The organism is Nocardiopsis camelliae, assembly GCF_028993595.1.
In the GTDB taxonomy this organism is placed as follows: domain Bacteria; phylum Actinomycetota; class Actinomycetes; order Streptosporangiales; family Streptosporangiaceae; genus Nocardiopsis; species Nocardiopsis dassonvillei.
Genome location: NZ_CP118614.1, coordinates 5,289,535 through 5,313,604 on the forward strand (window position 1 = coordinate 5,289,535; position 24,070 = coordinate 5,313,604).

Annotated in this window: 21 protein-coding genes; 15 read left to right on the plus strand and 6 right to left on the minus strand. The window is 71.3% G+C overall.

The annotated features are described in order from the left end of the window. Positions 1–84 precede the first annotated feature (84 nt). Positions 85–1,317: an MFS transporter gene (locus PV789_RS23050; RefSeq protein ID WP_274974525.1), complete on the plus strand. Its 1,233-nt coding sequence runs from the start codon at positions 85–87 to the stop codon at positions 1,315–1,317. A 22-nt stretch (positions 1,318–1,339) separates the two neighbouring features. On the opposite strand, the gene PV789_RS23055 is transcribed toward PV789_RS23050, so the two are convergent. Next, complete coding sequence (locus tag PV789_RS23055) at positions 1,340–1,714, minus strand: BlaI/MecI/CopY family transcriptional regulator (protein ID WP_274978222.1); 375 nt, start codon at positions 1,712–1,714, stop codon at positions 1,340–1,342. A gap of 636 nt (positions 1,715–2,350) precedes the next feature. Here PV789_RS23055 and PV789_RS23060 point away from each other — a divergent pair. The 4 genes from PV789_RS23060 (at position 2,351) to PV789_RS23075 (ending at position 8,377) form a co-directional block, all read left to right on the plus strand. After that, complete coding sequence (locus PV789_RS23060) at positions 2,351–6,010, plus strand: multifunctional oxoglutarate decarboxylase/oxoglutarate dehydrogenase thiamine pyrophosphate-binding subunit/dihydrolipoyllysine-residue succinyltransferase subunit (protein ID WP_274974526.1); 3,660 nt, start codon at positions 2,351–2,353, stop codon at positions 6,008–6,010. Between the two features lie 83 nt (positions 6,011–6,093). Then, the gene (locus tag PV789_RS23065) at positions 6,094–6,273 is read left to right on the plus strand and encodes a DUF6104 family protein (RefSeq protein WP_013154687.1); all 180 of its coding nucleotides are present in this window, start codon (positions 6,094–6,096) and stop codon (positions 6,271–6,273) included. 187 nt (positions 6,274–6,460) lie between these two features. Continuing rightward, complete coding sequence (locus tag PV789_RS23070; protein WP_274974527.1) at positions 6,461–7,312, plus strand: DUF4097 family beta strand repeat-containing protein; 852 nt, start codon at positions 6,461–6,463, stop codon at positions 7,310–7,312. Beyond that, entirely contained in the window at positions 7,313–8,377 is a 1,065-nt protein-coding gene (locus PV789_RS23075) for a PadR family transcriptional regulator (RefSeq protein ID WP_274974528.1), read from the plus strand. Between the two features lie 69 nt (positions 8,378–8,446). Here PV789_RS23075 and PV789_RS23080 read toward each other — a convergent pair whose 3' ends face one another. Next, positions 8,447–9,577, minus strand: a complete 1,131-nt coding sequence (locus PV789_RS23080) for an NAD(P)-dependent malic enzyme (RefSeq protein ID WP_248774664.1) — start codon at positions 9,575–9,577, stop codon at positions 8,447–8,449. A 447-nt stretch (positions 9,578–10,024) separates the two neighbouring features. Between PV789_RS23080 and PV789_RS23085 the strand changes: the two genes are divergently transcribed. The 7 genes from PV789_RS23085 to PV789_RS23115 all read left to right on the plus strand — a co-directional run bounded on the left by PV789_RS23085 (position 10,025) and on the right by PV789_RS23115 (position 15,421). After that, on the plus strand, positions 10,025–10,957 hold the full coding sequence (locus tag PV789_RS23085) for an ABC transporter substrate-binding protein (RefSeq protein WP_274974530.1): 933 nt from the start codon (positions 10,025–10,027) through the stop codon (positions 10,955–10,957). A gap of 38 nt (positions 10,958–10,995) precedes the next feature. Next, positions 10,996–11,961 (plus strand): amino acid ABC transporter permease, encoded by a 966-nt coding sequence (locus PV789_RS23090; protein ID WP_041552849.1) that lies wholly within the window; start codon positions 10,996–10,998, stop codon positions 11,959–11,961. Then, positions 11,958–12,779 (plus strand): amino acid ABC transporter ATP-binding protein, encoded by an 822-nt coding sequence (locus PV789_RS23095; RefSeq protein ID WP_274974531.1) that lies wholly within the window; start codon positions 11,958–11,960, stop codon positions 12,777–12,779. The genes PV789_RS23090 and PV789_RS23095 overlap by 4 nt, the downstream gene beginning before the upstream one ends. A 137-nt stretch (positions 12,780–12,916) precedes the next feature. Continuing rightward, positions 12,917–13,504, plus strand: coding sequence for a class I SAM-dependent methyltransferase (locus PV789_RS23100; protein WP_212643016.1), 588 nt, complete (start codon positions 12,917–12,919; stop codon positions 13,502–13,504). An 83-nt stretch (positions 13,505–13,587) separates the two neighbouring features. Next, entirely contained in the window at positions 13,588–14,070 is a 483-nt protein-coding gene (locus tag PV789_RS23105; protein ID WP_274974532.1) for a GNAT family N-acetyltransferase, read from the plus strand. A gap of 125 nt (positions 14,071–14,195) precedes the next feature. Continuing rightward, positions 14,196–14,621 carry an ATP-binding protein gene (locus PV789_RS23110; protein WP_013154696.1) on the plus strand — a complete coding sequence of 142 codons (426 nt, stop codon included), beginning with the start codon at positions 14,196–14,198 and terminating at the stop codon, positions 14,619–14,621. A gap of 41 nt (positions 14,622–14,662) precedes the next feature. Beyond that, positions 14,663–15,421, plus strand: a complete 759-nt coding sequence (locus PV789_RS23115) for an RNA polymerase sigma factor SigF (RefSeq protein ID WP_061080583.1) — start codon at positions 14,663–14,665, stop codon at positions 15,419–15,421. 32 nt (positions 15,422–15,453) lie between these two features. Here PV789_RS23115 and PV789_RS23120 read toward each other — a convergent pair whose 3' ends face one another. After that, complete coding sequence (locus PV789_RS23120; RefSeq protein WP_274974533.1) at positions 15,454–15,843, minus strand: hypothetical protein; 390 nt, start codon at positions 15,841–15,843, stop codon at positions 15,454–15,456. A gap of 779 nt (positions 15,844–16,622) precedes the next feature. Between PV789_RS23120 and PV789_RS23125 the strand changes: the two genes are divergently transcribed. Continuing rightward, positions 16,623–17,555, plus strand: a complete 933-nt coding sequence (locus PV789_RS23125; protein WP_274974534.1) for a diacylglycerol/lipid kinase family protein — start codon at positions 16,623–16,625, stop codon at positions 17,553–17,555. Positions 17,556–17,860: 305 nt separating this feature from the next. Continuing rightward, positions 17,861–18,118 (plus strand): WhiB family transcriptional regulator, encoded by a 258-nt coding sequence (locus PV789_RS23130; RefSeq protein ID WP_047869445.1) that lies wholly within the window; start codon positions 17,861–17,863, stop codon positions 18,116–18,118. Between the two features lie 169 nt (positions 18,119–18,287). Here the strand turns inward: PV789_RS23130 and PV789_RS23135 are convergent, their stop codons facing one another. Beyond that, on the minus strand, positions 18,288–19,832 hold the full coding sequence (locus PV789_RS23135) for a sensor histidine kinase (RefSeq protein ID WP_019608063.1): 1,545 nt from the start codon (positions 19,830–19,832) through the stop codon (positions 18,288–18,290). A 144-nt stretch (positions 19,833–19,976) separates the two neighbouring features. On the opposite strand from PV789_RS23135, the gene PV789_RS23140 reads away from it, so the two are divergent. Next, a complete protein-coding gene (locus tag PV789_RS23140; RefSeq protein ID WP_013154702.1) occupies positions 19,977–20,717 on the plus strand; it encodes a GntR family transcriptional regulator in 741 nt (246 codons plus the stop codon). A gap of 121 nt (positions 20,718–20,838) precedes the next feature. Here the strand turns inward: PV789_RS23140 and PV789_RS23145 are convergent, their stop codons facing one another. Both PV789_RS23145 and PV789_RS23150 read right to left on the minus strand, forming a co-directional pair. Then, positions 20,839–22,173 (minus strand): HD-GYP domain-containing protein, encoded by a 1,335-nt coding sequence (locus PV789_RS23145; RefSeq protein ID WP_274974535.1) that lies wholly within the window; start codon positions 22,171–22,173, stop codon positions 20,839–20,841. Beyond that, positions 22,173–23,582, minus strand: a complete 1,410-nt coding sequence (locus PV789_RS23150) for an HD-GYP domain-containing protein (protein ID WP_274974536.1) — start codon at positions 23,580–23,582, stop codon at positions 22,173–22,175. Before PV789_RS23150 ends, PV789_RS23145 begins: the two co-directional genes overlap by 1 nt. Positions 23,583–24,070 lie beyond the last annotated feature (488 nt).

Genomic DNA, 24,070 nt, shown 5'->3' on the forward strand with positions numbered 1-24,070 from the left:
CCCGGGCTCCGCGCGAAAACCCGTTGACACCCCGCGGCCGGGGCGGGATCGTCGCCGCGTCCGGACGAGCGGGGGCGGGGGACCATGGCGCGCAGCGGAGGCGGAGGCGCGGGGCTGACGGCCCCGCTGGGGCACCCGGCCTTTCGCGGGCTGGCCCTGGGCCGGACCCTCATGGCCCTGGGCAACGGCATGGCGTCGGTGGCGCTGGCCTTCGCCGTGCTGGACGTGACCGGCTCGCTGACGGGTGTGGGGCTGGTGGTGGGCGCGCGCTCGGTGGCGAACGTGGCGCTGCTCCTGCTCGGCGGCGTCGTCGCCGACCGGCTGCCGCGCGCACTGGTGCTCCAGGGCGGGTGCGCCCTGGCCGCGCTCTCCCAGGCGGCCCTGGGCGCGCTCCTGCTGACGGGCACCGCCTCGCTGCCGCTGATGATCGCGCTGAGCCTGCTCAACGGCGCCGCCGCGGCGGTGAACCTGCCCGCCTCCGCGGCGCTGACGCCGCAGACCGCGCCCCGGGAGCTGCTGCGCCAGGCCAACGCGGCGATGGGCGTGGGAGTCCAGGGCGGGATGTTCCTGGGGATGTCGGCGGGCGGCGTCGTGGTGGGCCTGCTGGGCGCGGGCTGGGCGATCACCGCGGACGCGGCGCTGTTCGCCTGCGCCGGGGCGGCCTTCCTGTCCGTGCGGGCCGCCCGGGCGGACGGGCCCGTGGACACCGGGGACGCGAACGTGCTGCGCGACCTGCGGGAGGGGTGGAGCGAGTTCGTGTCGCGGCCCTGGGTCTGGATCGTCGTGCTCCAGTTCATGGTGGTCAACGCGGGCTGGTCGGCGGCCACGGCCGTGCTGGGCCCGGGCATCGCCGACGAGACCTTCGGCCGGACGGCGTGGGGCCTGCTCATGGCGGCCAACAGCGTCGGACTGCTGGCGGGCGGTGTGTTGGCGGCCCGCTGGCAGCCGCGGCGGGCGCTGGTCTACGGCGCGGCGCTGATGACGGCGCACGCCGTGCCCTTCCTGGCCCTGACCGGGCCGTCGCCGCTGCCGGTGCTGTTCGCCGCGATGTTCCTGGCGGGCGTGGCGGTGCAGCAGTTCGACGTGGCCTGGGAGGTCGCCGTCCAGGAGAACGTGCCGAGGGAGCGGCTGTCGCGGGTGTACTCCTACGACGCGCTGGGCTCGTTCGTGGCGATGCCCCTCGGGCAGGTCGCGATCGGCCCGTTCGCCGAGCGGTTCGGCCCGGCCCCGGCCCTGGTGCTGGTGGCCTCGCTGACGCTGCTGGCCACCCTGGCCGCGGTCTCCTCGCGCAGCGTGCGCACCCTGACGCGCTCCTAGGGCGCGTCCGGCGGGCGGGCCGCTAGCTGGCGACGCCGCGCCGGTCCCGGGCCTGGGCCAGCACGCGGTGCAGGCGCGCCACCTCCTCGTCGCTGAAGCGCTCCACGAAGCGCAGCAGGGTGGCGCCGGGGTCGGGCCCGGTGTTGAGGACCTCGTCCATCATCCGCGCGGTGTACTCGGCGTGCGACTCGCGCGGCCAGTACGTCCAGGCGCGGCCGGTCTTCTCCCGGTCCAGCAGACCCTTGGTGAAGAGGATGTTGGCCACCGTCATGACGGTCGTGTAGGCCACGTCGCGGTCGTAGACCATGCTCTCGCGGACCTGGCGCACGGACATCGGCTCCTCGGACCGCCACAGCGCGTCCATGATGGCCGCCTCCAGTTCACCCAGACCCCTCATGGCCTCCCCGCCCGTCAAGTCCTCGGTTCCGAGGATCGTAGACACGAGGGGGCCTCCCGCGTGGGAGAACTCCGGATAGCACACAGATCCGCACACGCCCGGCACCGGTCACCGGCGTTTCAGCAGCGAACACGCGTTCTCGCACGAGGGAAAGGGCGTTCGCGGCCGGGCCCGGGCCCCGTCCCGCCCGCTGGGAAGACCGGCGGAGGGGGCCCGGCCGTCCTGCCCGGCCGCTCGCACCCCCTCCGACGGGGGCCCGCCCCGGCCGGTTCCCCGGGGGGCACCGTGTTACACGCCACATCCGTCATGGCCGGACGCGGCCAGCAAGTTCACATCGCGAAACCCCTGCAAAACCCCGCAAACCTGGCACCCTCGCCACTCTGGGCTTTGTTACTCACACGTAGTGGCAGTGTCGATGTGAAAGATTGTTACCTATCTCCTAGTTTCCACAAGGTCAGCGTTCCCCGCGCGGAGGCCGGTACAAGTAGCCTTGTACCCGACGAGTGCTGGCCAGGCCAGATGCTTCTCCGTATGCGCGGAACAGCTCCCGCGTTCGTTTCTTGAGCCCGCCTTGCCAGCAGCCACCCGTCTTCCTACACATTCACAAGCGAGCTGCGGAAGTGGGCGATCTCCGCCGTGTCGTCTGAGGCGTCTCAACCCCTGACAGATTTCGGTCCCAACGAGTGGTTGGTCGAGGAGCTTTATCAGAAGTACTTGAACGACCCGAACTCCGTTGACAAGGCCTGGTGGAACTTCTTCGCGGACTACAAGCCCGCGGAGACTGCTGGCGCGAAGGGCGGGAGCGGCGCGAAGGCGCAGGGCGAGAAGGCCCCCGCGGCCTCCGCCCCCAAGAAGAAGCCGGCCACCCCCGCGGCCCCGGCCGCGTCCGCCAAGCCCAAGAGCAAGGACGACAAGGAGGGCAAGGACGAGGCCCTCCAGGTCAAGCAGGAGCGCCTGCGCGGCGCGCCCGCGCGGACCGCGACCAACATGGAGTCGAGCCTGGGCCTGCCCACCGCCACAAGCGTGCGCGCGGTGCCGGTCAAGCTGCTCTTCGACAACCGCATCGTCATCAACAACCACCTCCGGCGCGGCCGTGGCGGGAAGGTCTCCTTCACCCACCTCATCGGCTACGCCATGGTCAAGGCCCTCAAGGCCCTGCCGGAGATGAACCACTCCTACGCGGAGGTGGACGGCAAGCCCGGCGTCGCCAAGCCCGAACACGTGAACTTCGGCCTGGCGATCGACCTCCAGAAGCCCGACGGCACCCGGCAGCTGGTCGTGCCCTCCATCAAGAAGTCCGACGAGATGGACTTCACGGAGTTCTGGAGCGGCTACGAGGACCTGGTCCGCAAGGCCCGCGGCAACAAGCTGGGCGTGCCGGACTTCCAGGGCACCACCATCAGCCTCACCAACCCCGGCGGCATCGGAACCGTGCACTCGGTCCCGCGCCTGATGCCGGGCCAGGGCACCATCCTGGGCGTGGGCGCGATGGAGTACCCGGCCGAGTTCCAGGGCGCCTCCTCCGACACCCTGGCCGAGCTGGGCATCAGCAAGGTCATGACGCTGACCTCCACCTACGACCACCGCATCATCCAGGGTGCGCAGTCCGGCGAGTTCCTGCGCCGGATCCACCAGCTGCTGCTGGGCGAGGACGGTTTCTACGACGAGATCTTCAACTCGCTGCGCATCCCCTACGAGCCGGTGCGCTGGGTGCAGGACATCCACGTCAACAAGGCCACCCAGCTCGACAAGACCACCCGGGTCCAGGAGCTGATCCACGCCTACCGCGTGCGCGGCCACCTGATGGCCGACACCAACCCGCTCGACCACGAGCAGCGCAAGCACCCCGACCTGGACGTGCTCGAACACGGTCTCACCCTGTGGGACCTGGACCGCGAGTTCCCCACCGGGGGCTTCGGCGGCAAGCAGGTCATGAAGCTGCGCGACGTTCTGGGCGTGCTGCGCGACACCTACTGCCGCACGGTGGGTATCGAGTACATGCACATCCAGAGCCCGGAGGAGCGGGAGTGGATCCAGGCGCACGTCGAGCGCGAGCACGAGAAGCTCGACCGCGACGAGCAGCTGCACATCCTGCACCGGCTCAACAGCGCCGAGGCCTTCGAGACCTTCCTGCAGACCAAGTACGTGGGCCAGAAGCGCTTCTCCCTTGAGGGCGGCGAGTCGCTGATCCCGCTGCTGGACGGCGTGATCTCCAAGGCTGCCAAGGCCGAGCTGGACGAGGCCGTCATCGGCATGGCCCACCGCGGCCGCCTGAACGTGCTGGCCAACATCTGCGGCAAGTCCTACGGGCAGATCTTCGGTGAGTTCGAGGGCAACCTCGACCCGCGCAGCGCGCACGGCTCGGGCGACGTCAAGTACCACCTGGGCACCGAGGGCACCTTCGAGACCCAGGACGGCCAGAGGATCCGCATCTCGCTGGCCGCCAACCCGTCCCACCTGGAGACCGTCGACCCGGTCGCCGAGGGCATCGTCCGCGCCAAGCAGGACGTGCTCAACAAGGGCCCGCAGGGCTTCACCGTCCTGCCGATCCTCATCCACGGCGACGCCGCGTTCGCCGGGCAGGGCGTGGTCGCCGAGACGCTGAACCTGTCGCAGCTCCGCGGTTACCGGACCGGCGGCACGGTGCACGTCATCGTGAACAACCAGGTGGGCTTCACCACCTCGCCGTCCGACAGCCGCTCCAGCGTCTACGCCACGGACGTGGCGCGGATGGTGCAGGCGCCGATCTTCCACGTCAACGGGGACGACCCCGAGGCCGTGGTCCGGGTCGCGCACCTGGCCTTCGCCTACCGCCAGGCGTTCAACAAGGACGTCGTCATCGACCTCGTCTGCTACCGGCGCCGCGGCCACAACGAGGGCGACAACCCCGCCTTCACCCAGCCGCTGATGTACGACGTCATCGACGCCAAGCGCTCCACCCGCAAGCTGTTCACCGAGGCCCTCATCGGCCGCGGCGACATCACGGTGGAGGAGGCGGAGTCAGCGCTGCGCGACTACCAGTCGGAGCTGGAGCGGGCCTTCACCGAGACCCGCGAGGTCGAGAAGAAGCCGATCGAGCCCGGTGCCGTGGTCAAGCCCGAGGTGTTCACCGAGGGCCGCCTGGAGCACTCCGCCGTCGAGACGGCGATCAGCACCGAGACGGTCAAGCGGGTCATCGACACCCAGGTGTCGCTGCCCGAGGGCTTCACGCCGCACCCGCGGCTGGCCCCCCAGCTCTCGCGCCGCGCGACGATGGTCGAGACCGACGCGGTCGACTGGGCCACCGGTGAGCTGCTGGCCTTCGGGTCGCTGCTGCTGGACGGCCACCCCGTCCGGCTCATCGGCCAGGACAGCCGCCGCGGCACCTTCGGCCAGCGCCACGCCACGCTGATGGACCGCGAGACCGGCGAGACCCACACGCCGCTCAAGCAGTTCGACGACGGCATCACCCGGTTCCACGTGCACGACTCCCTGCTGAGCGAGTACGCGGCCCTGGGCTTCGAGTACGGGTACTCGCTGACCCGTCCCGACGCCCTGGTGATGTGGGAGGCGCAGTTCGGCGACTTCGTCAACGGCGCGCAGACCATCATCGACGAGTACATCAGCGCGGGCGAGCAGAAGTGGGGACAGCGCTCCAGCGTGACCCTGCTGCTGCCGCACGGCTACGAGGGCCAGGGGCCGGACCACTCCTCCGCCCGCATCGAGCGGTTCCTGCAGCAGTGCGCGCAGGAGAACATGACGGTGGCCCACCCCAGCACCCCGGCGAGCTACTTCCACCTGCTGCGCTGGCAGGCCAAGTCGCCGCTGGAGCGCCCGCTGGTGGTGTTCACGCCCAAGTCGCTGCTGCGCCTCAAGGCCGCCACCTCGGCCGCCGCGGACTTCACCTCGGGCCACTTCGAGCCGCTGATCAAGGACGACTCGATCGCGCCGGACAAGGTGCGGCGCGTGGTGCTGTGCTCGGGCAAGATCTACTACGACCTGGACGCGGCGCGCCGCAAGAGCGGTGACAAGCACACCGCGATCATCCGGGCGGAGCGGCTCTACCCGCTGCCGATCGAGGAGATCCGCGAGCAGCTCAAGGCCTACCCCAACGCGGGAGAGGTCCTGTGGGTGCAGGAGGAGCCGGCGAACATGGGCCCGTGGCCCTTCGTCGCGCTGGTCTTCTCCGAGCAGCTCGACCGCCCGTTCACCCGGATCTCGCGTCCGGCCTCCTCCGCGCCCGCGGCCGGTTCGGCCAAGCGCCACGAGGCCGAGCAGCGGGCACTGGTGGACACGGTCTTCCCGCCCGCCGACTAGCTCTCGGAGGGGCCGGGGCCCGGGGCGCGGTTCCGCGCACCCCGGGCCCCGGTGCGGGCCTGCGAGCACGGAGAAGGAAGAACGTGTACTACACCGATCGCGGAATCGAGGAGTTGGAGAACCGCCGCGGCGGCGAGGAGGTCAGCTTCGCCTGGCTCGCCGAGCAGCTGCGGGCGTTCACCGACATGAACCCCGAGTTCGAGACCCCGGTCGACCGGCTGGCCACGTGGCTGGCGCGGCTGGACGACGAGGACGACGAGTAGGGACCGCCTGAGGGGCCCGGGTCAGCACGACCCGGGCCCCTTCGCGTGCCCGGGGTCCTCCCCCGGCGGTCTCGGGGTTCGCCCGGAGGTCTCCCTGAAACAACCCGCCGATCCGCGACATATCTTGAGTTCGCCGCAGACGCGACATATCGTGAGACCACAGAGCGAGCGAAAGGGGCCGAGCACGATGGCACGTTGGACCATCGACAGGCCGATGACCCAGACCCTGGACGGCATCGTCGCGTTGCGGGTCCGGATCATCGGGGGCCACGTCAACATCCTTCCCACCGACGACCCGGTCACCTTCGAGGTCACCGACATCGTCGGTGAACCCCTCCTGGTCACGCAGGAGGCGGGCATCCTCACCATCCAGTACGAGGACCTCACCGGCCAGGGGCTCCTGGACCGGCTGCGGCCGGTCCAGCTCAACAGCTACAAGAGCGTGCAGCACCGCAGGGCCACCGTGAACCTGCGGCTGCCCAAGGACTGCCCGGTCGAGGTCAGCACGGCCAGCGCGCCGATCGTCGCCGCCGGGCTCAGCGCCCGCAGCCAGCTGCGGACCGCGACCGGGGAGATCACCCTGGACGACGTCTCGGGAGAGACCGAGATCAACACCGTCTCGGGCAGCACCGCCGTGCGCGAGCCCCACGGCAACCTCAAGTTCAACAGCGTGAGCGGCCAGCTGGCGGTGGCGGGCGGACGGCTGTCCGCGCTGAGCGCCAAGACCGTCTCGGGTCAGCTGCTGGTCGACACCGGCGTCGCCCCGGCGGGGCGGGTCCGGCTCACCTCGGTCTCGGGCGAGATCGCCCTGCGGGTGCCCTCCGAGACCTCGGCGACCGTGGAGCTGCGCACCGCGGCGGCGCCCGCCAAGTCCGACTTCGGGCTGGACCGGCGCAGCGCCCCGGCCAGAACGGTCCTGAGCGGGAGGATCGGCAGCGGCGTCGACCCCGCCTCCATCACCACCAACTCCGCGTCCGGTCGGACCGCGCTGCTGCGGCGCGCGCCCGAGGCACCGGCCGCGATCCCCGAGGGGGCCTGAATGAGCACCATCTTCGGCCACGGCAGACTGCGGCTGTACCTGCTCAAGCTGCTGGACGAGAACCCGCGGCACGGCTACGAGATCATCAGCCTGCTCCGCGACCGCTTCCTCGGCGTGTACTCGCCCTCTCCCGGCACGATCTACCCCCGGCTGGCCCGGTTGGAGGAGGAGGGGCTGGTCACCCACACCGAGGAGGGCGGACGCAAGGTCTACAGCCTCACCGACAAGGGCCGCGAGGAGCTGCGCGAGCGCGAGAACGACCTGAACGACCTGGAGCGGGAGATCACCGACTCGGTGCGCGACATCGCCCGCGCGGTCAAGCAGGACGTGCGCGCGACGATCAGCTCGCTGCGCGACGAGCTCAAGTTCGCCTCCGGGAGCGCGCGCCGCTCCGGACCCGAGACCCCGGGCGAACCCGCCGGGGCCGCCGGCTCCACCGGGCCCGACGACTCCACGGCCTCGGAGGAGAGCGGTCGGGGCGAGGAGACGGCGGACGCCTCCGGGAAGGAGTCCGGCGAGAGCCGCGAACAGTCCGGTCAGGGCTGCGAGGACGGCTCGCGGTGGTCCCGCGAGTGGGAGCGCTTCACGCAGGGCTTCGGCGCGTTCGGCGCCGCCTGGGGCGGCAGGCGCGGTTCCGAGCGCCCGTCGCAGGGCCCGGAGTTCGAGCGCGCGCTGCACGACTTCGGCGACCGCGTGCGCGACGTGGTCCGCGAGGCCGGACACGTCGGGGAGGCCGCCGCCACCGACCTGCGGCGCATCCTGGACGACACGGTCGAGGTGATCCGCCGGGACATGCGGCACTGGGGCCCGCCCGCCGACCGCGCGGAGGGGTCCGGGGACGGGGCCGACGGGGCCGCTCCCGCCGGGGAGGGGGCTGCCACCGCCCCCGAGACGGGGAAGCAGGAGCCCACCGCCCCGGAGCGGTCCGGAACTTCCGAGGACGAGCCCGCCCCGGAGAAGCCCGGGACTCCCGGGGACGAGCCCGCCCCCGAGGGCGGGACGCGTCCGAGGCCGTCCGCCGACCCCTGGAGCGAGGCGGTCGACGACCCCGGCGACGGCAGGTAGGCAGTGCAAGGAGGGGCCCGGAGGGCGGCGCGGGGGCGCGCCCTCCGGGCCCCGTCGTGTCCGGTGCGTCTAGCCGCGGACGACGCCGTCCTCGCGGGCCTGGGCGGCGACCGCGGCGGCGACCGCCGGGGCCACCCTCTCGTCGAAGGGGCTGGGGATGATGTAGTCGGCGGACAGCTTGTCGCCCACCAGGTCGGCCAGCGCGGTGGCGGCGGCCAGCTTCATGTTCTCGGTGATGTCCGTGGCCCCCGCGTCGAAGGCGCCCCGGAACACGCCCGGGAAGGCCAGGACGTTGTTGATCTGGTTGGGGAAGTCGCTGCGCCCGGTGGCGACCACGCTCGCGTGCCTGCGGGCGACGTCCGGGTGCACCTCCGGGTTGGGGTTGGCCATCGCGAAGATGATCGCGTCGTCGGCCATGGTGGCGACCACGGACTCGGGGACCTCGCCCGCGGACAGGCCGATGAACACGTCGGCCCCCTCCAGCGCGCTCTCGATGGACCCGCGCAGCCCGGCACGGTTGCTGATGGAGGCCAGCTCCCGCTTGACGGGAGTCAGGCCCTCGCGGCCGTCGTAGATCATGCCCTTGGAGTCGGCCACGGCGATGTCGCCGATCCCGCCGTCGACGAGCATCTTGGTGACGGCCACGCCCGCGGCGCCCGCGCCCGAGACCACGGCGCGCAGGTCGGCCAGGGTGCGCCCGGTCAGCCGGGCGGCGTTGCGCAGCGCGGCCACGGTGACGATGGCGGTGCCGTGCTGGTCGTCGTGGAAGACCGGGATGTCGAGGCGCTCGCGCAGTTGGCGCTCGATCTCGAAGCAGCGGGGCGCGGAGATGTCCTCCAGGTTGATCCCGCCGAAGGAGGGCGCCATGCGCACGACGGTCTCGACGATCTCGTCGACCCCGGTGCAGCCCAGCGCGATCGGCACGGAGTCGACGCCGGCGAACTGCTTGAACAGCAGCGACTTGCCCTCCATGACCGGCAGGGAGGCCTCGGCGCCGATGTCGCCCAGGCCCAGCACCGCGGTGCCGTCGGTGACGACGGCGACCAGGTTGCTCTTCCAGGTGTAGGTGTCGACGAGCTCGGGGGACTCGGCGATGGCGTCGCAGACGCGGGCGACGCCGGGGGTGTAGGCGAGGGAGAGTCCCTCCTGGTCGCGGACGTCCACGGACGAGGTCACGTGGAGCTTGCCGCCGCGGTGCATCGCGAAGGCGGGATCGTCGTCACGACGCGGGTTCTGGGAACGCGAAACAGTGGTCACGGCTGAAAACCCCTCAGGTCTTGCGTGTTCCACCCGCCGTCGGCCATGACGGGGGCGGACCTGGCGGTGGTGCGGACCGCGCGCGAAGACGTGACGATTGCTAGGGGGCCCTCCTCGGCGCCGGTCGGCCATGACCGGTGGTGTCGCCGGGGAGAGTCGTTCTTCGCCGGACTCCTATACGAGTTGCTGCGCGGCCGCCTCTCACGGGGATGACCCGTTACGCAATCCTCTCACAACGGTGACCACAGGAACATCGCGGGTGTGCACGATGGGACGGCACCGGCTTCTGAGTGTTAAAAGAAGATTGTCCTGAATGTCGTTCCGGCTCGGGCGGTCGGGTCACGAACCCGCCCCCGCCAGGCGTTACGCGCCCCTGAAGGAGACCCCGCGATGGCTCTGCACAAGTCCCTGCCCACGCCGTTCGCCCTCGGCGCCCTGTCCCTCGCCGGCGTCCTGGCGCTGACCGCCTGTGGCGGCGGGGAAGGCGGCGGCGGAGGCGCGGAGGAGTCGGCCGCCCCCGAGGCGCCCTCCGTCGAGGTCGATGAGGAGCTCGCGGCGCTCGTGCCCGCCGACATCGCCGAGGCCGGGACCGTCACGGTCGGCGTCGAGGCCTCCTACCCGCCCGGCGAGTACCTGGACCCCGACGGCGAGACCGTCCTCGGCTTCAACGTGGACCTCGTCAACGCCGCCATGGCCAAGCTCGGCCTGGAGGCGACGTGGGAGCCCACCGCCTTCGACTCCATCATCATCGGCGTGGACACGGGCACCTACGACCTGGGCTCCTCCTCCTTCACGGTCACCGAGGAGCGCATGGAGCAGGTCAACATGGTCAGCTACTTCTCCTCGGGCACCCAGTGGTTCGCCCAGGCGGGCAACCCCCAGGGCGTGGACCCCGACAACGCCTGCGGCATGCGGATCGCGGTGCAGTCCAACACCACGCACGACACCGACATCGAGGAGCGCAGCGCGGCCTGCGTCGACGCCGGTGAGGAGGCCATCACCATCCAGAAGTTCGAGAGCCAGCCGCTGGCCACCGAGACGGTCGTCTCCGGCGTCAACGACGCCTCGCTCGCCGACCTGCCCACCGCCGTCTACGCGCTGGACCAGACCGGCGAGGGTGTCCTGGAGCTCATCGGTGAGCAGTACTCCACCGCTCCCTACGGCATCCTCACCAACAAGGAGGACACCGAGCTGGCCGAGGCCGTGGCCGCCGCCTTCAACGCGCTCATCGAGGACGGCACCTACGCCGAGGTCCTGGGCGAGTGGGGCGTGGACGCCGGCGTCATGGAGTCCGCCGAGGTGAACCCCGAACTCGCCGAGTGAGCAGGCCGAACCACACCCACTGAGCGAAAGACCGACCCTTGTCCTCACCGACCGAACCGACGGACGGCCCGGTGTCGAAGACCTCGACACCGGGCCGTCCGGCCGACCACGTCACCGCCGTCCCCGTGCGCTACCCCGAGCGGTGGGTCGCCGCCGGGGTCATCCTCGTCCTCGCGGCCATGTTCGTGCACATGCTGTTCACGAACGACGCCTTCAACTGGCCGTTCATGTTCGACCACATGTTCTCCGAGCCGGTCGTGCGCGGCGTGTGGATCACCCTCAGCGCCACCGTGCTGTCGATGGTCATCGGCGTCGTCCTGGGCATCGTCCTGGCCGTGATGCGGCTGTCGGGCAACCCCGTCCTGGTGTCCGTCTCCTGGCTCTACACCTGGTTCTTCCGGGGCGTGCCCCGCCTGGTGCTGGCGGTGCTCTTCGGCAACATCGCCATCCTGTACCAGACCATCGAGTTCGGCCTGCCCTTCGACAACTACTGGATGCCGTGGCTGGGCCTGGAGGGCGACGCCCGCTTCTTCGAGATCGACACCCGCACCGTGCTGAGCGGCTACACCGCCGGCCTGCTGGCGCTGTCGCTGTCCGAGGGCGCCTACATGGCCGAGATCATCCGCGCGGGCCTGCAGTCGGTCAACAAGGGCCAGACAGAGGCCGCGCAGGCGCTGGGCATGGGCAAGGGCAAGGTCCTGCGCCGCATCACCCTGCCGCAGGCGATGCGGGTGGTCGTGCCGCCCACGGGCAACGAGACCATCGCCATGCTCAAGGACACGGCGCTGCTGGCCTACGTGCCGGTGACCATCGAGCTGTTCTACCAGCTCCAGGCCATCGGCTCCCGGACCTACCAGATCTTCCCGATGCTGGTCGCCGCGTGCCTGTGGTACCTGGCCATCACCAGCGTCCTGATGGTGGGCCAGTACTTCCTCGAACGCAGGTTCAACCCCGGCCAGTACGGCAGTATCCGCGACCGCATCGTCGGAGGGGCGCACAGGTGAGCGACAAGACGAAGGACCCGGGCGTCGTGGAGACCGCCGAGGGCGCCACCCTGCCCGCCGACGCGCTCGTCGTGGCGGAGAACGTGCGCAAGAGCTTCGGCCGCCTGGAGGTGCTCAAGGGCATCGACCTCCAGGTCGGTCGCGGCGAGGTCATGTGCGTGATCGGCCCGTCCGGGTCGGGCAAGTCCACGTTCCTGCGCTGCGTCAACCACCTGGAGAAGCTCACCGCCGGACGGCTGTGGGTCAACGGCGAGCTGATGGGCTACCGGCAGAAGCGCGGAAAGCTCTACGAGCTGCGCGACAACGAGATCGCCGCCCAGCGCAGCGACATCGGCATGGTCTTCCAGCGCTTCAACCTGTTCCCGCATCTGAGCGTCCTGGGCAACATCACCGAGGCGCCCGTGCAGGTCAAGCGGATCCCCCGGAGCCAGGCCAACGCCAAGGCCGTGGAGCTGCTGGAGCGGGTGGGCCTGCCCGACAAGGCCGACGCCTACCCCGACCAGCTCTCCGGCGGCCAGCAGCAGCGCGTGGCCATCGCCCGAGCGCTGGCCATGGAACCGTCGCTGATGCTGTTCGACGAGCCCACCAGCGCCCTGGACCCGGAGCTGGTCGGCGAGGTCCTGGACGTCATGCGCGACCTGGCCCGGGGCGGGATGACCATGGTGGTCGTCACCCACGAGATGGGGTTCGCCCGCGAGGTCGGCGACTCCCTGGTCTTCATGGACGACGGTCTGGTCGTGGAGTCGGGCACGCCCGCCGAGGTGCTCTCCAACCCGCGCCACGAGCGCACCCGGGCGTTCCTGTCCAAGGTGCTCTGAGCGCTCCGCGGAGGCCGCCGCGACCCCGACCCGGGCGCGGCGGCCGGTACCGGCCGGGGAAACACCCCCGGATCCCTTGACCGCGCGGCGGCGCGTCGCCAGAGTCGTGGTGTACGCGCCCCGCTCGGGAGAGGCACATGGACGCTCGCACGGAACACACACGCAGGCGCTGGGACCGGATGGCCGCCTACTGCGAGCACAGCGAGCGCTTCCAGAGCCCCGCCATGCGCCGCACCCGCGAGATCCTGTGCGCCGGTGCGCGCGGCGAGACGCTGGAGGTCGCGGTCGGGTCGGGCCGCAACCTCGCCCACTACCCGCCGCAGGTGCGCCTCACCGCCGTCGACGTCAGCCCGCGGATGCTCGACCGCGCCCGCGAGAGGGCCGAGGAGCTGGGCAGGGCCGTGCGCTTCGTGGAGGGCGACGCCCAGGAGCTGGACTTCCCCGACCGGGCCTTCGACACCGTCCTGTGCACGCTGGCGATGTGCGCCGTCCCCGACCAGGGGCGCGCCCTGGCGGAGATGTACCGCGTGCTGACGCCGGGCGGCAGGCTCCTGATGGTCGACCACATCGAGTACGCCCGCATGCCCGGGCGGCTGGTGGAGCGGCGCCGGGAGAACCCGCGCCGCCTGCCCCGGGACGTCGCCGTCGAGGCCGGGTTCGAGGTCGTCCACCACGACCGGCTGTTCCTCGGACTGGTGGAGCGGGTGGTCGCCCACCGGCCCTGAGCGGCCCCGGAGCGCGGGGGCGCCCCGCCGCAGCGCATACCCTGGATGCGACCGTGTCCCCGCCGCGCGCCAGAGGTGGTCCGATGATCCGTCCCGCACGTCCCGACGACGTTCCCGTCATCCACGCCCTGGTCCGCGAACTCGCCGAGTACGAGAAGGAGCCGGACGCGGTCATCGCCACCGAACAGGACCTGCGCACCGCACTGTTCGGACCGGACGCGGCGGTGTTCGCGCACGTCGCCCAGGAGGACGGGGACGGCCCGGTCGTCGGGTTCGCGCTGTGGTTTCGCAACTACTCCACCTGGACCGGTAAACACGGCGTGTACCTGGAGGACCTGTACGTGCGCCCCCAGGCGCGCGGGCGGGGGCACGGACTGGCCCTGCTGCGGACCCTGGCGCGGATCTGCGTCGAACGCGGCTACACCCGGTTGGAGTGGTCGGTGCTGGACTGGAACGAGCCCTCGATACGGTTCTACGAGTCCCTGGGCTCGCGTCCCATGGACGGGTGGACGGTCCGCCGCCTGGACGGCGGCGCGCTGGACGCACTGGGCTCGGAGGGCCCCTGAGACCGGCCGTCCGTCCCGCCTTTCGCCCCGGATCGTGTGGACACGGTCCGTTCGCCCTGCGTCAGTGGCAGGGTAAACCAGATACATTGCTCTCAAGCGGCAACCCCGCCCCCCGAAGGAGGGACGTGACCGAAGAAACCGCTGTGCCCACGGCCGACGCCATCGGCGTCCGGGACGCTGTCACCGTCAACATGCCCGCGGACAGCGCCTACTTGTCCGTTCTGCGGACGGCGACGGCGGGTCTGGCCGCGCGACTGGACTTCACCCTCGACGAGATCGAGGACCTGAGGATCGGTGTCGACGAGGCCTGCGCCATGCTCCTCTCCCAGGCGCTGCCGGGCACGGAACTGACCACGGAATTCGAACTCACCCCCGACGGGATGCGCATCTCCGTCTCGGTGCTCACCGCGGACGGGCGCCTGCCCGCCCGCGACACCTTCGCCTGGACCGTCCTGTCCGCCCTCGCGGGAGAGGTCGACGCGGGGGTCGGACCGGACGACCGTGTCCACATCGTCCTGTACAAACGCCGCGGCACGCTGGAGTCGGCGTGAGCGAGAGGGGGCCCGCTCTGACAGCGAAGACCGAGCACGCGGTGCCCGACAGGGCCCGCGCGAGAGAGTTGTTCGAGCGCCTCGGCGAACTCGAGGCGGACTCCGAGGAGCGCCGGCGGATCCGCGACGAGCTGGTGGAGCTCCACCTGCCCTTGGTGGAGTACCTGGCCCGCCGCTTCCGCAACCGCGGCGAGTGGCTGGACGACCTCACCCAGGTGGCCACGATCGGGCTGATCAAGTCCATCGACCGGTTCGACCTGGAGCGCGGGGTGGAGTTCTCCACCTACGCCACCCCCACCATCGTCGGTGAGATCAAGCGGCACTTCCGCGACAAGGGCTGGGCGGTGCGGGTTCCCCGTCGCCTCCAGGAGCTGAAGCTCTCGCTCACCAAGGCGGTCAGCGACCTGTCGCAGCGGGAGGGGCGCTCCCCGACCGTCGCCGAGCTCGCGGCGCACCTGCAGATGACCGAGGAGGAGGTGCTGGAGGGCCTGGAGTCCGCCAACGCCTACTCGACGGTGTCGCTGGACGCGCCCGACAGCGGGGACGAGGACGCGCCCGCGGTGGCCGACTCACTGGGCATCGTGGACGAGTCCCTGGAGGGCGTGGAGTACCGGGAGTCGCTCAAGCCGCTCCTGGAACAGCTTCCGCCGCGGGAGAAGCGCATCCTGCTGCTGCGCTTCTTCGGCAACATGACGCAGTCGCAGATCGCCCAGGAGCTGGGGATCTCGCAGATGCACGTGTCCCGTCTGCTGGCCCGCACCCTGGCGCAGCTGCGCCAGGCGCTGACCACGGACGACTGACGCGCGAGCGGTCGCCGGGGGCGGCCGCGGCGCTACTTCCCGCGCTCCTCGGGGAAGAGCGCCGCGGTCGTCGGCGGTGAGAGCACGGCCGCGGAGGCGCACATCGCCACGACCGCGAGCACCGCGGCGAGCGCGTACTGCTCGCTGGTGAACATGTAGTAGGCCACCACGGCCAGGAAGAGCTGGGTGACGAACACCGGCGTGCGCGCCCAGTCCCGCAGCTGCCAGAGCCCGCGCGCGACGAAGACCAGCAGCGCGCCCGCGCCCAGTCCCAGGGCGGTCAGGGGAATCGCGCTGGTCAGGTCGCTGGCCTGGCCGGTGATCGCGGTGAAGAGGCTGTAGACCCCGCTGACCGCGGCGGCCAGCCCGATCAGGGCTTCCAGGGCGGCGGCGATGACGATGGTGACGGGACGCGAAGACACCTGACGAGCCTATACGCGCTCCGGGGGTCCCTCCCCTCGGCCCCGGCTTCGCGCACGCGGCCCCGCCCGGGCAGTCGGGAGCGGCGCGCGGCGTCCGTCGAGGGCGGCCCGCCCCGGCGCAGAACCCCCCCCGGCGGGCGGCGAACGCGCGGAAACCGAGCGGAGGCCCCGACCAGCCCCGACAGGGGTCCGGGCGCCCGCGGGGTTCTGGAGGCGGCGGAGGTGGGTCTGCGAGGAACGAGCCGACCCACCGCAGACGACGAAGATTCCCGCTCCCTGGGCGCCCGGACACGGGCCGAAGCGGAGCGGAGGCCCCGACCAGCCCCGACAGGGGTCCGGGCGCCCGCGGGGTTCTGGAGGCGGCGGAGGTGGGTCTGCGAGGAACGAGCCGACCCACCGCAGACGACGAAGGTTCCCGCTCCCTGGGCGCCCGGACACGGGCCGAAGCGGAGCGGAGGCCCCGACCAGCCCCGACAGGGGTCCGGGCGCCCGCGGGGTTCTGGAGGCGGCGGAGGTGGGTCTGCGAGGAACGAGCCGACCCACCGCAGACGACGAAGGTTCCCGCTCCCTGGGCGCCCGGACACGGGCCGAAGCGGAGCGGAGGCCCCGACCAGCCCCGACAGGGGTCCGGGCGCCCGCGGGGTTCTGGAGGCGGCGGAGGTGGGTCTGCGAGGAACGAGCCGACCCACCGCAGACGACGAAGGTTCCCGCTCCCTGGGCGCCCGGACACGGGCCGAAGCGGAGCGGAGGCCCCGGGAGATACGCCCTAGACTGGCGTGGTGCGCGCCCTTCTCATCATGAACCCCCAGGCCACCACGACCACGTCACGCACGCGTGAGGTGATCATGGGTGCCCTGGCGTCGGAGCTGGACGTCACCGTGTCCGAGACCGAGTACCGCGACCACGCGGGCGAGCTGGCCCGCGAGGCGGCCGGGAACGGGTACGAGCTGGTGCTGAGCCTGGGCGGCGACGGCACCGTCAACGAGGTGGTCAACGGCCTGCTCACCACCCCCGAGGGGCTCAGGCGCCCCCGCTACGCGGTGATCCCCGGCGGCAGCGCCAACGTCTTCATCCGGTCCCTGGGCGTGCCCGGCGACCCCGTGGAGGCCACCGGCCTCGTGCTGGAGGCGGTCCGCGAGGGCCGCGAGCGCGAGATCAACCTCGGCCGGATCACCAGCGACCAGGACGACCGCTACTTCACTTTCTGTGCTGGTTTCGGCTGGGACGCCGACGTGGTCCAGCAGGTGGAGAACGAGCGCGCCAACGGGCGCAGGGCCACTCCCGCGCTGTACGCGGAAGTGGCGGTAAAGCTGTTCTTCCAGGGGGATATCCGCGATCCGTCACTAAGCGTGGTCAGTCACGGAAGGTCCCTTGTGGGGGCGTATTTCGCGCTCGTCACCAACACCACGCCCTGGACCTACGCGGGGGCGCTGCCGCTTCAGCCGACCCCGTCCTCCCGTTTCGATCTGGGCCTGGACGCTTTCGCGCTGACCCACTCCTCGCACGCGCTCACGGGGTGGATCCTTTCCCAAATGTTCTTCCCCAAAGGCCTTCCCGCACGTGGGGACGGCTACGTGACGTGGCATGACCAGGACTCTCTCCAGATCACGTCATCCCACCCCAGGGCCTTCCAAATCGACGGCGAATACCTGGGAGACCGCGAACAGGTCAACTTCCACTCTGTACCGAAGGCATTACGAATCGTCTGTTAATTGCGCCGAAAGACGCCATTCCGAGCCACTGTGACGCACCCGACACGCCGAACAGGACCTTCGGCCTCGGCAGCTCTTGCATGGGCCGATCGATGCTGTCACGCTCAAGATATCGCCGCGAGTTACAGGCGAGTTAATTAGGGCGCTTCCCACATGGCCGTGGGATGAAACCTGGACGGACCTCGGCCCGAACACCCCTTCCGATGGAACCCATCCATCGGGCGCCCTTCGCCCGTTACGGACGCGCACAAGATCGTGAAAAGCTTCACAAGCCCCCGATCGCCTCACCGTGAGGAGTGGACCGCATGGACTGGCGCCATGACGCAGCCTGCCGTGACGAAGACCCCGAACTCTTCTTCCCCATCGGGAACTTCGGCCCCGCACTGATCCAGATCGAAGAGGCCAAAGCGGTCTGCAACCGCTGCCCGGTCAGCTCGGCCTGTCTGCGCTGGGCCCTGGAGAGCGGCCAGGACGGCGGCGTCTGGGGCGGCACCAGCGAGGACGAGCGCCGCGCGCTCAAGAAGCGCCGCGGCAGCGCCTACCGCACCATGGTGAGCAGCTGAGGCCCCGCGCACGGTAGGGCCCCGGGGGTCCCCGGGAGACCCCGGGGAGTCCAAGGTCCCGAGGAGTCCCCGCGCGGCGCGGCGGGGACCGCTCCCGGGGCCGTCGCGGGCCGGTGCGCCCGGCGGCCCCTCGGACCGGCCCCGCGCGCGGTCCGCGCGAGCCCCCGTGTCAGGGCAGCTCACCCTCCTCGTGCTCCAGCGGCAGGCTGATCGCCACCTCGGTCCCTCCGCTCTCCTTGGGCTTGATCGCCAGGGTTCCCCCCAGCTCACCCACGATGAGGGTCCGCACGATCTGCAGGCCCAGGCTCGTGGTGCCCTCCAGGTCGAAGTCCTCGGGCAGCCCCCCGCCGTCGTCGGAGACGGCCAGCTCCAGGCTGCTCGGCCCCGGGTAGCCCGGCTGCGCGTCGAACCTGCGCACCCGCACCTCGATCCGCCCCGGCCCCTGTCCCAGGCCGTGCTCCACGGCGTTCTGCACCAGCTCGGCCAGGACCATCGACAGCGGTGTCGCCACCAGCGCGTTCAACAGGCCGAAACCGCCGATCCGGCGCGGCACCACCGCGGTGCCCGTGGAGGAGACCTCCGCCGCCATCTGGATCACCCGGTCGGCGATGTCGTCGAAGTCCACCACCTCGTCGGGGGTGTGCGAGAGCATCTCGTGCACGATCGCGATGGACCCGACCCGGCCCACCGCCTCGTCCAGCGCCGCCCGCGCCTCGGGCACGTCCAGGCGCCGCGCCTGGAGGCGCAGCAGGGCGGCGACCGTCTGGAGGTTGTTCTTCACCCGGTGGTGGATCTCCCGGATGGTGGCGTCCTTGGTCATCAGCTCGCGCTCGCGGCGGCGCAGCTCGGTGACGTCGCGCACCATCACCAGGGCGCCGATGCGCACCCCGTCGATGACCAGGGGGATGGCGCGCAGCTGCACGGTGACCCCGCGCGCGTCCACCTCGGCCTCCTGCGGCGCCCGACCGCTGGCCGTGTAGGTCAGCGCCTCGTCGCGCGCCTCGCCCGGGGCCGCCAGCTCCAGCGTGGTGCGGTCCAGGCGCGCCCCCACCAGGTCGGCGGTCAGGCCCAGCCTGCGGTAGGCCGACAGGGCGTTGGGGCTGGCGTAGACCACCTCGCCGTTCTGGTCCAGGCGCAGCAGCCCGTCTCCGACCCGGGGCGAGCGCACCATCAGGGGGCCCTGGTCACTGAACGGGAACGCGCCCTCGGCGATCATCTGGGCCAGGTCACCCGCGCTCTGCAGGTAGGTCAGCTCCAGGCGGCTGGGCGTGCGCGCCGAGCTGAGGTTGGTGCTGCGCTGGATGACCCCGATGAGGTTGCCCTGGCGGCGCACCGGAATGGTCTCCTCGCGCACCGGGACGCCGCCCGACCAGTCCGGGTCGCCGTCGCGGCAGATGCGCCCCTCCTCCCAGGCGCGGTCGATCAGGGCCCTGCGCCCGATGACGCGCGGCGCCGAGCGGGACGTGACATCGGTCATGTCGTCGCGCAGGACGGTCTCGACCAGGTCGTCCTGGAAGGCGGTGGGCCCGGTGGTGGGACGCATCTGGGCGATGGCCACCCAGCCGTCGTCCTCGCGCAGACGCACCCACAGCACGAGATCGGCGAAGGACAGGTCCGCCAGGAGCTGCCAGTCCGAGACCAGGGAGTGGAACCACTCCAGGTCGGCCTGTTTGAGTGACGTGTGTCGCCAGATGAGATCACTGAGGTGAGGCACTCACAAATCATCCCATGAAGGCGTGCATACTCAAGAGGTACGCACTCGACCAGTGGTCCACACCAATCGGCGGCCGCCACCCCCGCCGTGCCGACCACACCGGGAGGGTTGTGGGGCAAGCGCGGGACTCGGCGAAGGAGACTGATGACTGGTCAGCGCACACTGGACGGCAACCCCCGGGTGCCGAAGTACTACCAGGTGAAGAAGCAGCTCCTGGAACTGATCGAGGCGATGCCCGCGGGCAACCCGGTCCCCCCGGAGCGCGCCCTGGCGACCCAGTTCGGCACCTCGCGGACCACCGTGCGCCAGGCGCTCACCGAGATGGTGGTCGAGGGCCGTCTGCTGCGCATCCAGGGCAAGGGCACCTTCGTGGCCAAGCCGAAGGTGGCACAGGTCCTGCAGCTGACCAGCTACACCCAGGAGATGCGCGCGCACGGCCTGCACCCCGCCACGCGCATCCTGGACGTGAGCTACATCAACGCCGACGACCAGCTCGCCGAGCTGCTGGCCATCCGCTCCGGCGGACGCGTGCTGCGCATCGAGCGGCTGCGGCTGGCCAACGGCGAGCCGATGGCCGTGGAGACGGCGCACCTGGCCGCGCGGCGCTTCCCGGGCCTTCGTCGGCAGCTGGACCGCTACGCGTCGCTCTACGAGGCTCTGGCGAGCGCCTACGACGTCTCCCTGGCCGAGGCGGAGGCCTCGATCGAGACCGTCCTGGCCACGCCCAACGAGGCGCGGCTGCTGGGCGTGGACGTGGGCCTGCCGCTGGTGCTGCACTGCCAGCACAGCTTCGACGGCGACGGGCACCCGGTGGAGTGGGTGCGCTCGCTCTACCGGGGCGACCGGTACAAGTTCGTCACACGCCTGCGCCCGCCCCGGGACTGACCCCCGTGCGTGCGGGCGCCGGAGCAGGGCGCTCCCGCGCCCGCCCGGCCCCCGCGGGGCCGTGACAGGGGCCGCCCCCGTACTCGGGGCCGGCTGGGCCCCGCCGGACGGGCCCCGGGGGTCAGAGGCGGGAGAGCACCGTGGCCAGCGCGTCCACCACGCGGGGGTCGTACTCGCTGTCGGTGTCCATGCGCAGGCGCTCCAGGACCGCCGTGCGGCGCTCGGCGTCGCCGCTGTCGCCCACGAGGTCGTCGAAGGCGTTGGCCACCTTGATGATCCGGCTGCCCAGCGGCGGGACACCCTCGTCGCCGTCCCCGGCGAGGGGCTCGCACTGGCGGCGGACCGTCTCGGCCACGTTGTCCAGGACGCCGGTCTCCCGGATGATCGCCGAACCCAGTTCGGCGATGCGCCGCTGCTCCCTGGGCGAGGCGAGCACGGTGGCGCCGCCCGCGATGGGCTCGCGCAGGGACAGCTGGCCGATGTCGTGCATCAGGGCGGCGTACTCCAGCTCCAGCAGTTCGGCCTCGGCCAGGCCCAGTTCGCAGGCGATCCCGTGCGCCAGGTGGCTGACCCGGCGCGAGTGCCCGTTCTCCACGTAGCCGCCCACCTCGGTGACCCGCGACAGCGCCCGGACCGTCTCCAGGTAGGTCCGGCGCACCTCCGCGTGGCGGCGGAAGGCCACCTGCGAGACCAGCAGCGGGGCGATGAACACCAGCAGACCGCCCAGGCCGGTCACCGTGCAGGCCAGCGCGATCAGCACACCGCTGGAGCCGATCGCGGCGCCGGTGGCGAACTGGGCGCGCAGTTCGTCGCGGACCGCGACGGAGGCGCTGGTGCGCAGGCGCTCGGCCCGCAGCACGGCCGCCAGCAGGGAGTCCGCCGCCCAGACGAGCATGACCAGCGCCGCCATCAGCAGCGTGGCCGTGACCGAGGGGCCCGACAGGTGGAGCTGGTCGGCCAGCGGCCGGAAGGCGGTCGCCAGCGCCGCCGCGACGAGCACCCTGCGGGCCACGTCCTCCACCCGGGGGCTGCGGCCCACCGCGATGTGCGGCAGCTCGCCCAGCGCCACGCCCAGGGCGACCACCGCCACCACCTGCCAGGCGGAGTGGTGCAGCGGCCCCGAGCCCAGCGACAGCAGGAACGCGTAGCTGATCGCGCCGGCCGAGGCGATGGGGGCCACCTCCCGGTGACCCGGCAGGGTGATCCGCGCCAGCTCACCGGCCGCGACGACCAGGCAGAACGCCAGCGCCACGTGCGGTTCCACGACCCCGGTCGAGGCCGTCCACACCAGCGCGGCCAGGGCGCCCGAGCCCACCGAGCCGACCAGTGCCGCGCGCACCGGCCGCGAGGTCCGCCAGATCGGCCCGCGCGGGCGCTGGTGGTTGAGGGCGCCGCCCTCGGGGCCGCTCAGCACGGGTCCGGCCGACCGGGCCCCGTCCGACTGTCTCTGCGTCATCATCGTTCACGCCCGCCCGTCACTGCCTCGGCGGAGGCCGCGGCGTCCGCGGGGGCGGCCTCGCCGGCCGCCGCCCCTGCGGAGGACGGCTCACCGGCGGCGCGCTCCTGGGCGGAGGCGTCGGCGGGCACCTCCTCCGGTCCCCCGGTCCGGCCGGACTCCTCCACGGAGCGCTCGGCCGCCTCCGACCCGTAGCAGCCGCCCGGAGGCTCGGCGATGTCGGGGGTCTCCCAGCCCTCGCGTTCGACGGCGCGCACGAGCGCCTCGACCATCCTGGGGTCGAACTGGGTTCCGGCGCAGGCCCGCAGCTCGGCGACGGCGTCCTCCACCGACCACGCCCTTCGGTAGGAGCGCGTGGAGGTCAGGCAGTCGAAGACGTCGGCGACGCTGATGATGCGCGCCGACTCGGGTATCTCCATCCCCACCAGGCCCATGGGGTACCCGCGCCCGTCCAGGCGCTCGTGGTGGTGCCGGATCCCGGCCAGCGCCTCGTCGAGGAAGCTGATCTCGCGCACGATCTCGTAGCCGCGCGTGGGGTGCAGCTTGATGGTCGCGTACTCGTCGTCGGTGAGCTTGCCGGTCTTCTGCAGCACCTTGGTCGGCACTCCGAGCTTGCCGATGTCGTGCAGCATCCCGGCGTAGCGGATCTTCTGCACCCGGTCGGCGGACATGCCCAGCTCCCGGGCGATCATGGCGGCGCCCTCGGCCACGCGCATGCAGTGGCCCCGGGTGTAGTAGTCCTTGGTCTCCACCGCCTGGCACAGGGTGGCCAGGGTGGCCTCGTGCGCGCGCGCCTCGTCCAGCTGCTGGGCGAAGGTCCAGCGCGCGATGAACAGCGGGAGCAGCACCAGCAGCGGTGCGATGAGGCCGACCCCGCCCCAGACCGCGGCGATGGCCAGGCCGAGCATCTGGTAGCCCATGGAGGAGAGCTCGACCCCCACCAGCGGGCGCCAGTCGAACCGGCCCCGGGAGCCCCCGGGGCGCACGACGCCCAGGGTCCACATCAGGACGGCAACGAGCGCCGAGTTGACCAGGGAGTGGGTCAGGACGGCGGCGACGTAGGGGAGGACGATGGCCGGGAAGTCCTCCCGGCCGGGTTCTCCCACCGTTCCGCCGAGTAGAAGGTAGACGTGTCCGGCCGCGTAGGCCGCCAGTGCGAACTGCGCTCCGTTGAACGCCCTCTTGACGAGGTTCTGCTTGCGGATGACGAAGCAGGAGGCGAAACCGACCACCGCCGCCCCGACCGGTCCGACCAGGACGACGGCGGCCAGGGCGACCGCCGAACTCGGCGAGATCCCCGCCTTGACGCCCGTCAGGACCGCCGTACTGATCGACTCCGCGACCACGAAGAGAATCGCGATCAGGACCAGTGTGTGCAGATCCAGTCCCGTGTAGGGACCGATGAGCATGATGGTGACAGCACTGACAACGATGATTCCGACGTAGACACGCGCGCCCCCAGGAAGAGCCCGCACCCCCGTTCACCCCCCGCCGACGACGACCGGACTGTCATGGTTTCACCGGTTCTGTTCTACCACCAGGACCATCCACTGAAGGCGGTTACCACCCAAAGAACTCCCGTCACCGCGTGGAGCATGCCGAAGAACACCGTTGTCCCCTCTCCCCCGACGCGTGCGCACCGTCTTTTTCCCCGGGCACGCCGCGTAAATTACCCCATTCGTTGGATATGGCGTCCAGTTTAACGGGCAACGACAGCGCCCCGATTACCCCCAACCCGAACTACCGTCACCGCACCCCCTCCCACTGGCACCAAGTTCCGGAATATGGAATTACTAATTCAATTAGTGATGCCCTTCGATCACCCTGAGTAACCACACCCCCGAGCGCGAAGGCGCACGAAGATCCACCGCCTGGGCGCTTGCCCTGCCGCCCAACG

Coding starts and splice junctions, on each gene's coding strand:
- PV789_RS23050 (WP_274974525.1), top strand. CDS start 85: ATGGCGCGCAGCGGAGGCGGAGGCGCGGGGCTGACGGCCCCGCTGGGG.
- PV789_RS23055 (WP_274978222.1), bottom strand. CDS start 1,714: ATGAGGGGTCTGGGTGAACTGGAGGCGGCCATCATGGACGCGCTGTGG.
- PV789_RS23070 (WP_274974527.1), top strand. CDS start 6,461: ATGGCACGTTGGACCATCGACAGGCCGATGACCCAGACCCTGGACGGC.
- PV789_RS23075 (WP_274974528.1), top strand. CDS start 7,313: ATGAGCACCATCTTCGGCCACGGCAGACTGCGGCTGTACCTGCTCAAG.
- PV789_RS23080 (WP_248774664.1), bottom strand. CDS start 9,577: ATGCACCGCGGCGGCAAGCTCCACGTGACCTCGTCCGTGGACGTCCGC.
- PV789_RS23085 (WP_274974530.1), top strand. CDS start 10,025: ATGGCTCTGCACAAGTCCCTGCCCACGCCGTTCGCCCTCGGCGCCCTG.
- PV789_RS23100 (WP_212643016.1), top strand. CDS start 12,917: ATGGACGCTCGCACGGAACACACACGCAGGCGCTGGGACCGGATGGCC.
- PV789_RS23105 (WP_274974532.1), top strand. CDS start 13,588: ATGATCCGTCCCGCACGTCCCGACGACGTTCCCGTCATCCACGCCCTG.
- PV789_RS23130 (WP_047869445.1), top strand. CDS start 17,861: ATGGACTGGCGCCATGACGCAGCCTGCCGTGACGAAGACCCCGAACTC.
- PV789_RS23140 (WP_013154702.1), top strand. CDS start 19,977: ATGACTGGTCAGCGCACACTGGACGGCAACCCCCGGGTGCCGAAGTAC.
- PV789_RS23145 (WP_274974535.1), bottom strand. CDS start 22,173: ATGACGCAGAGACAGTCGGACGGGGCCCGGTCGGCCGGACCCGTGCTG.
- PV789_RS23150 (WP_274974536.1), bottom strand. CDS start 23,582: ATGCTCATCGGTCCCTACACGGGACTGGATCTGCACACACTGGTCCTG.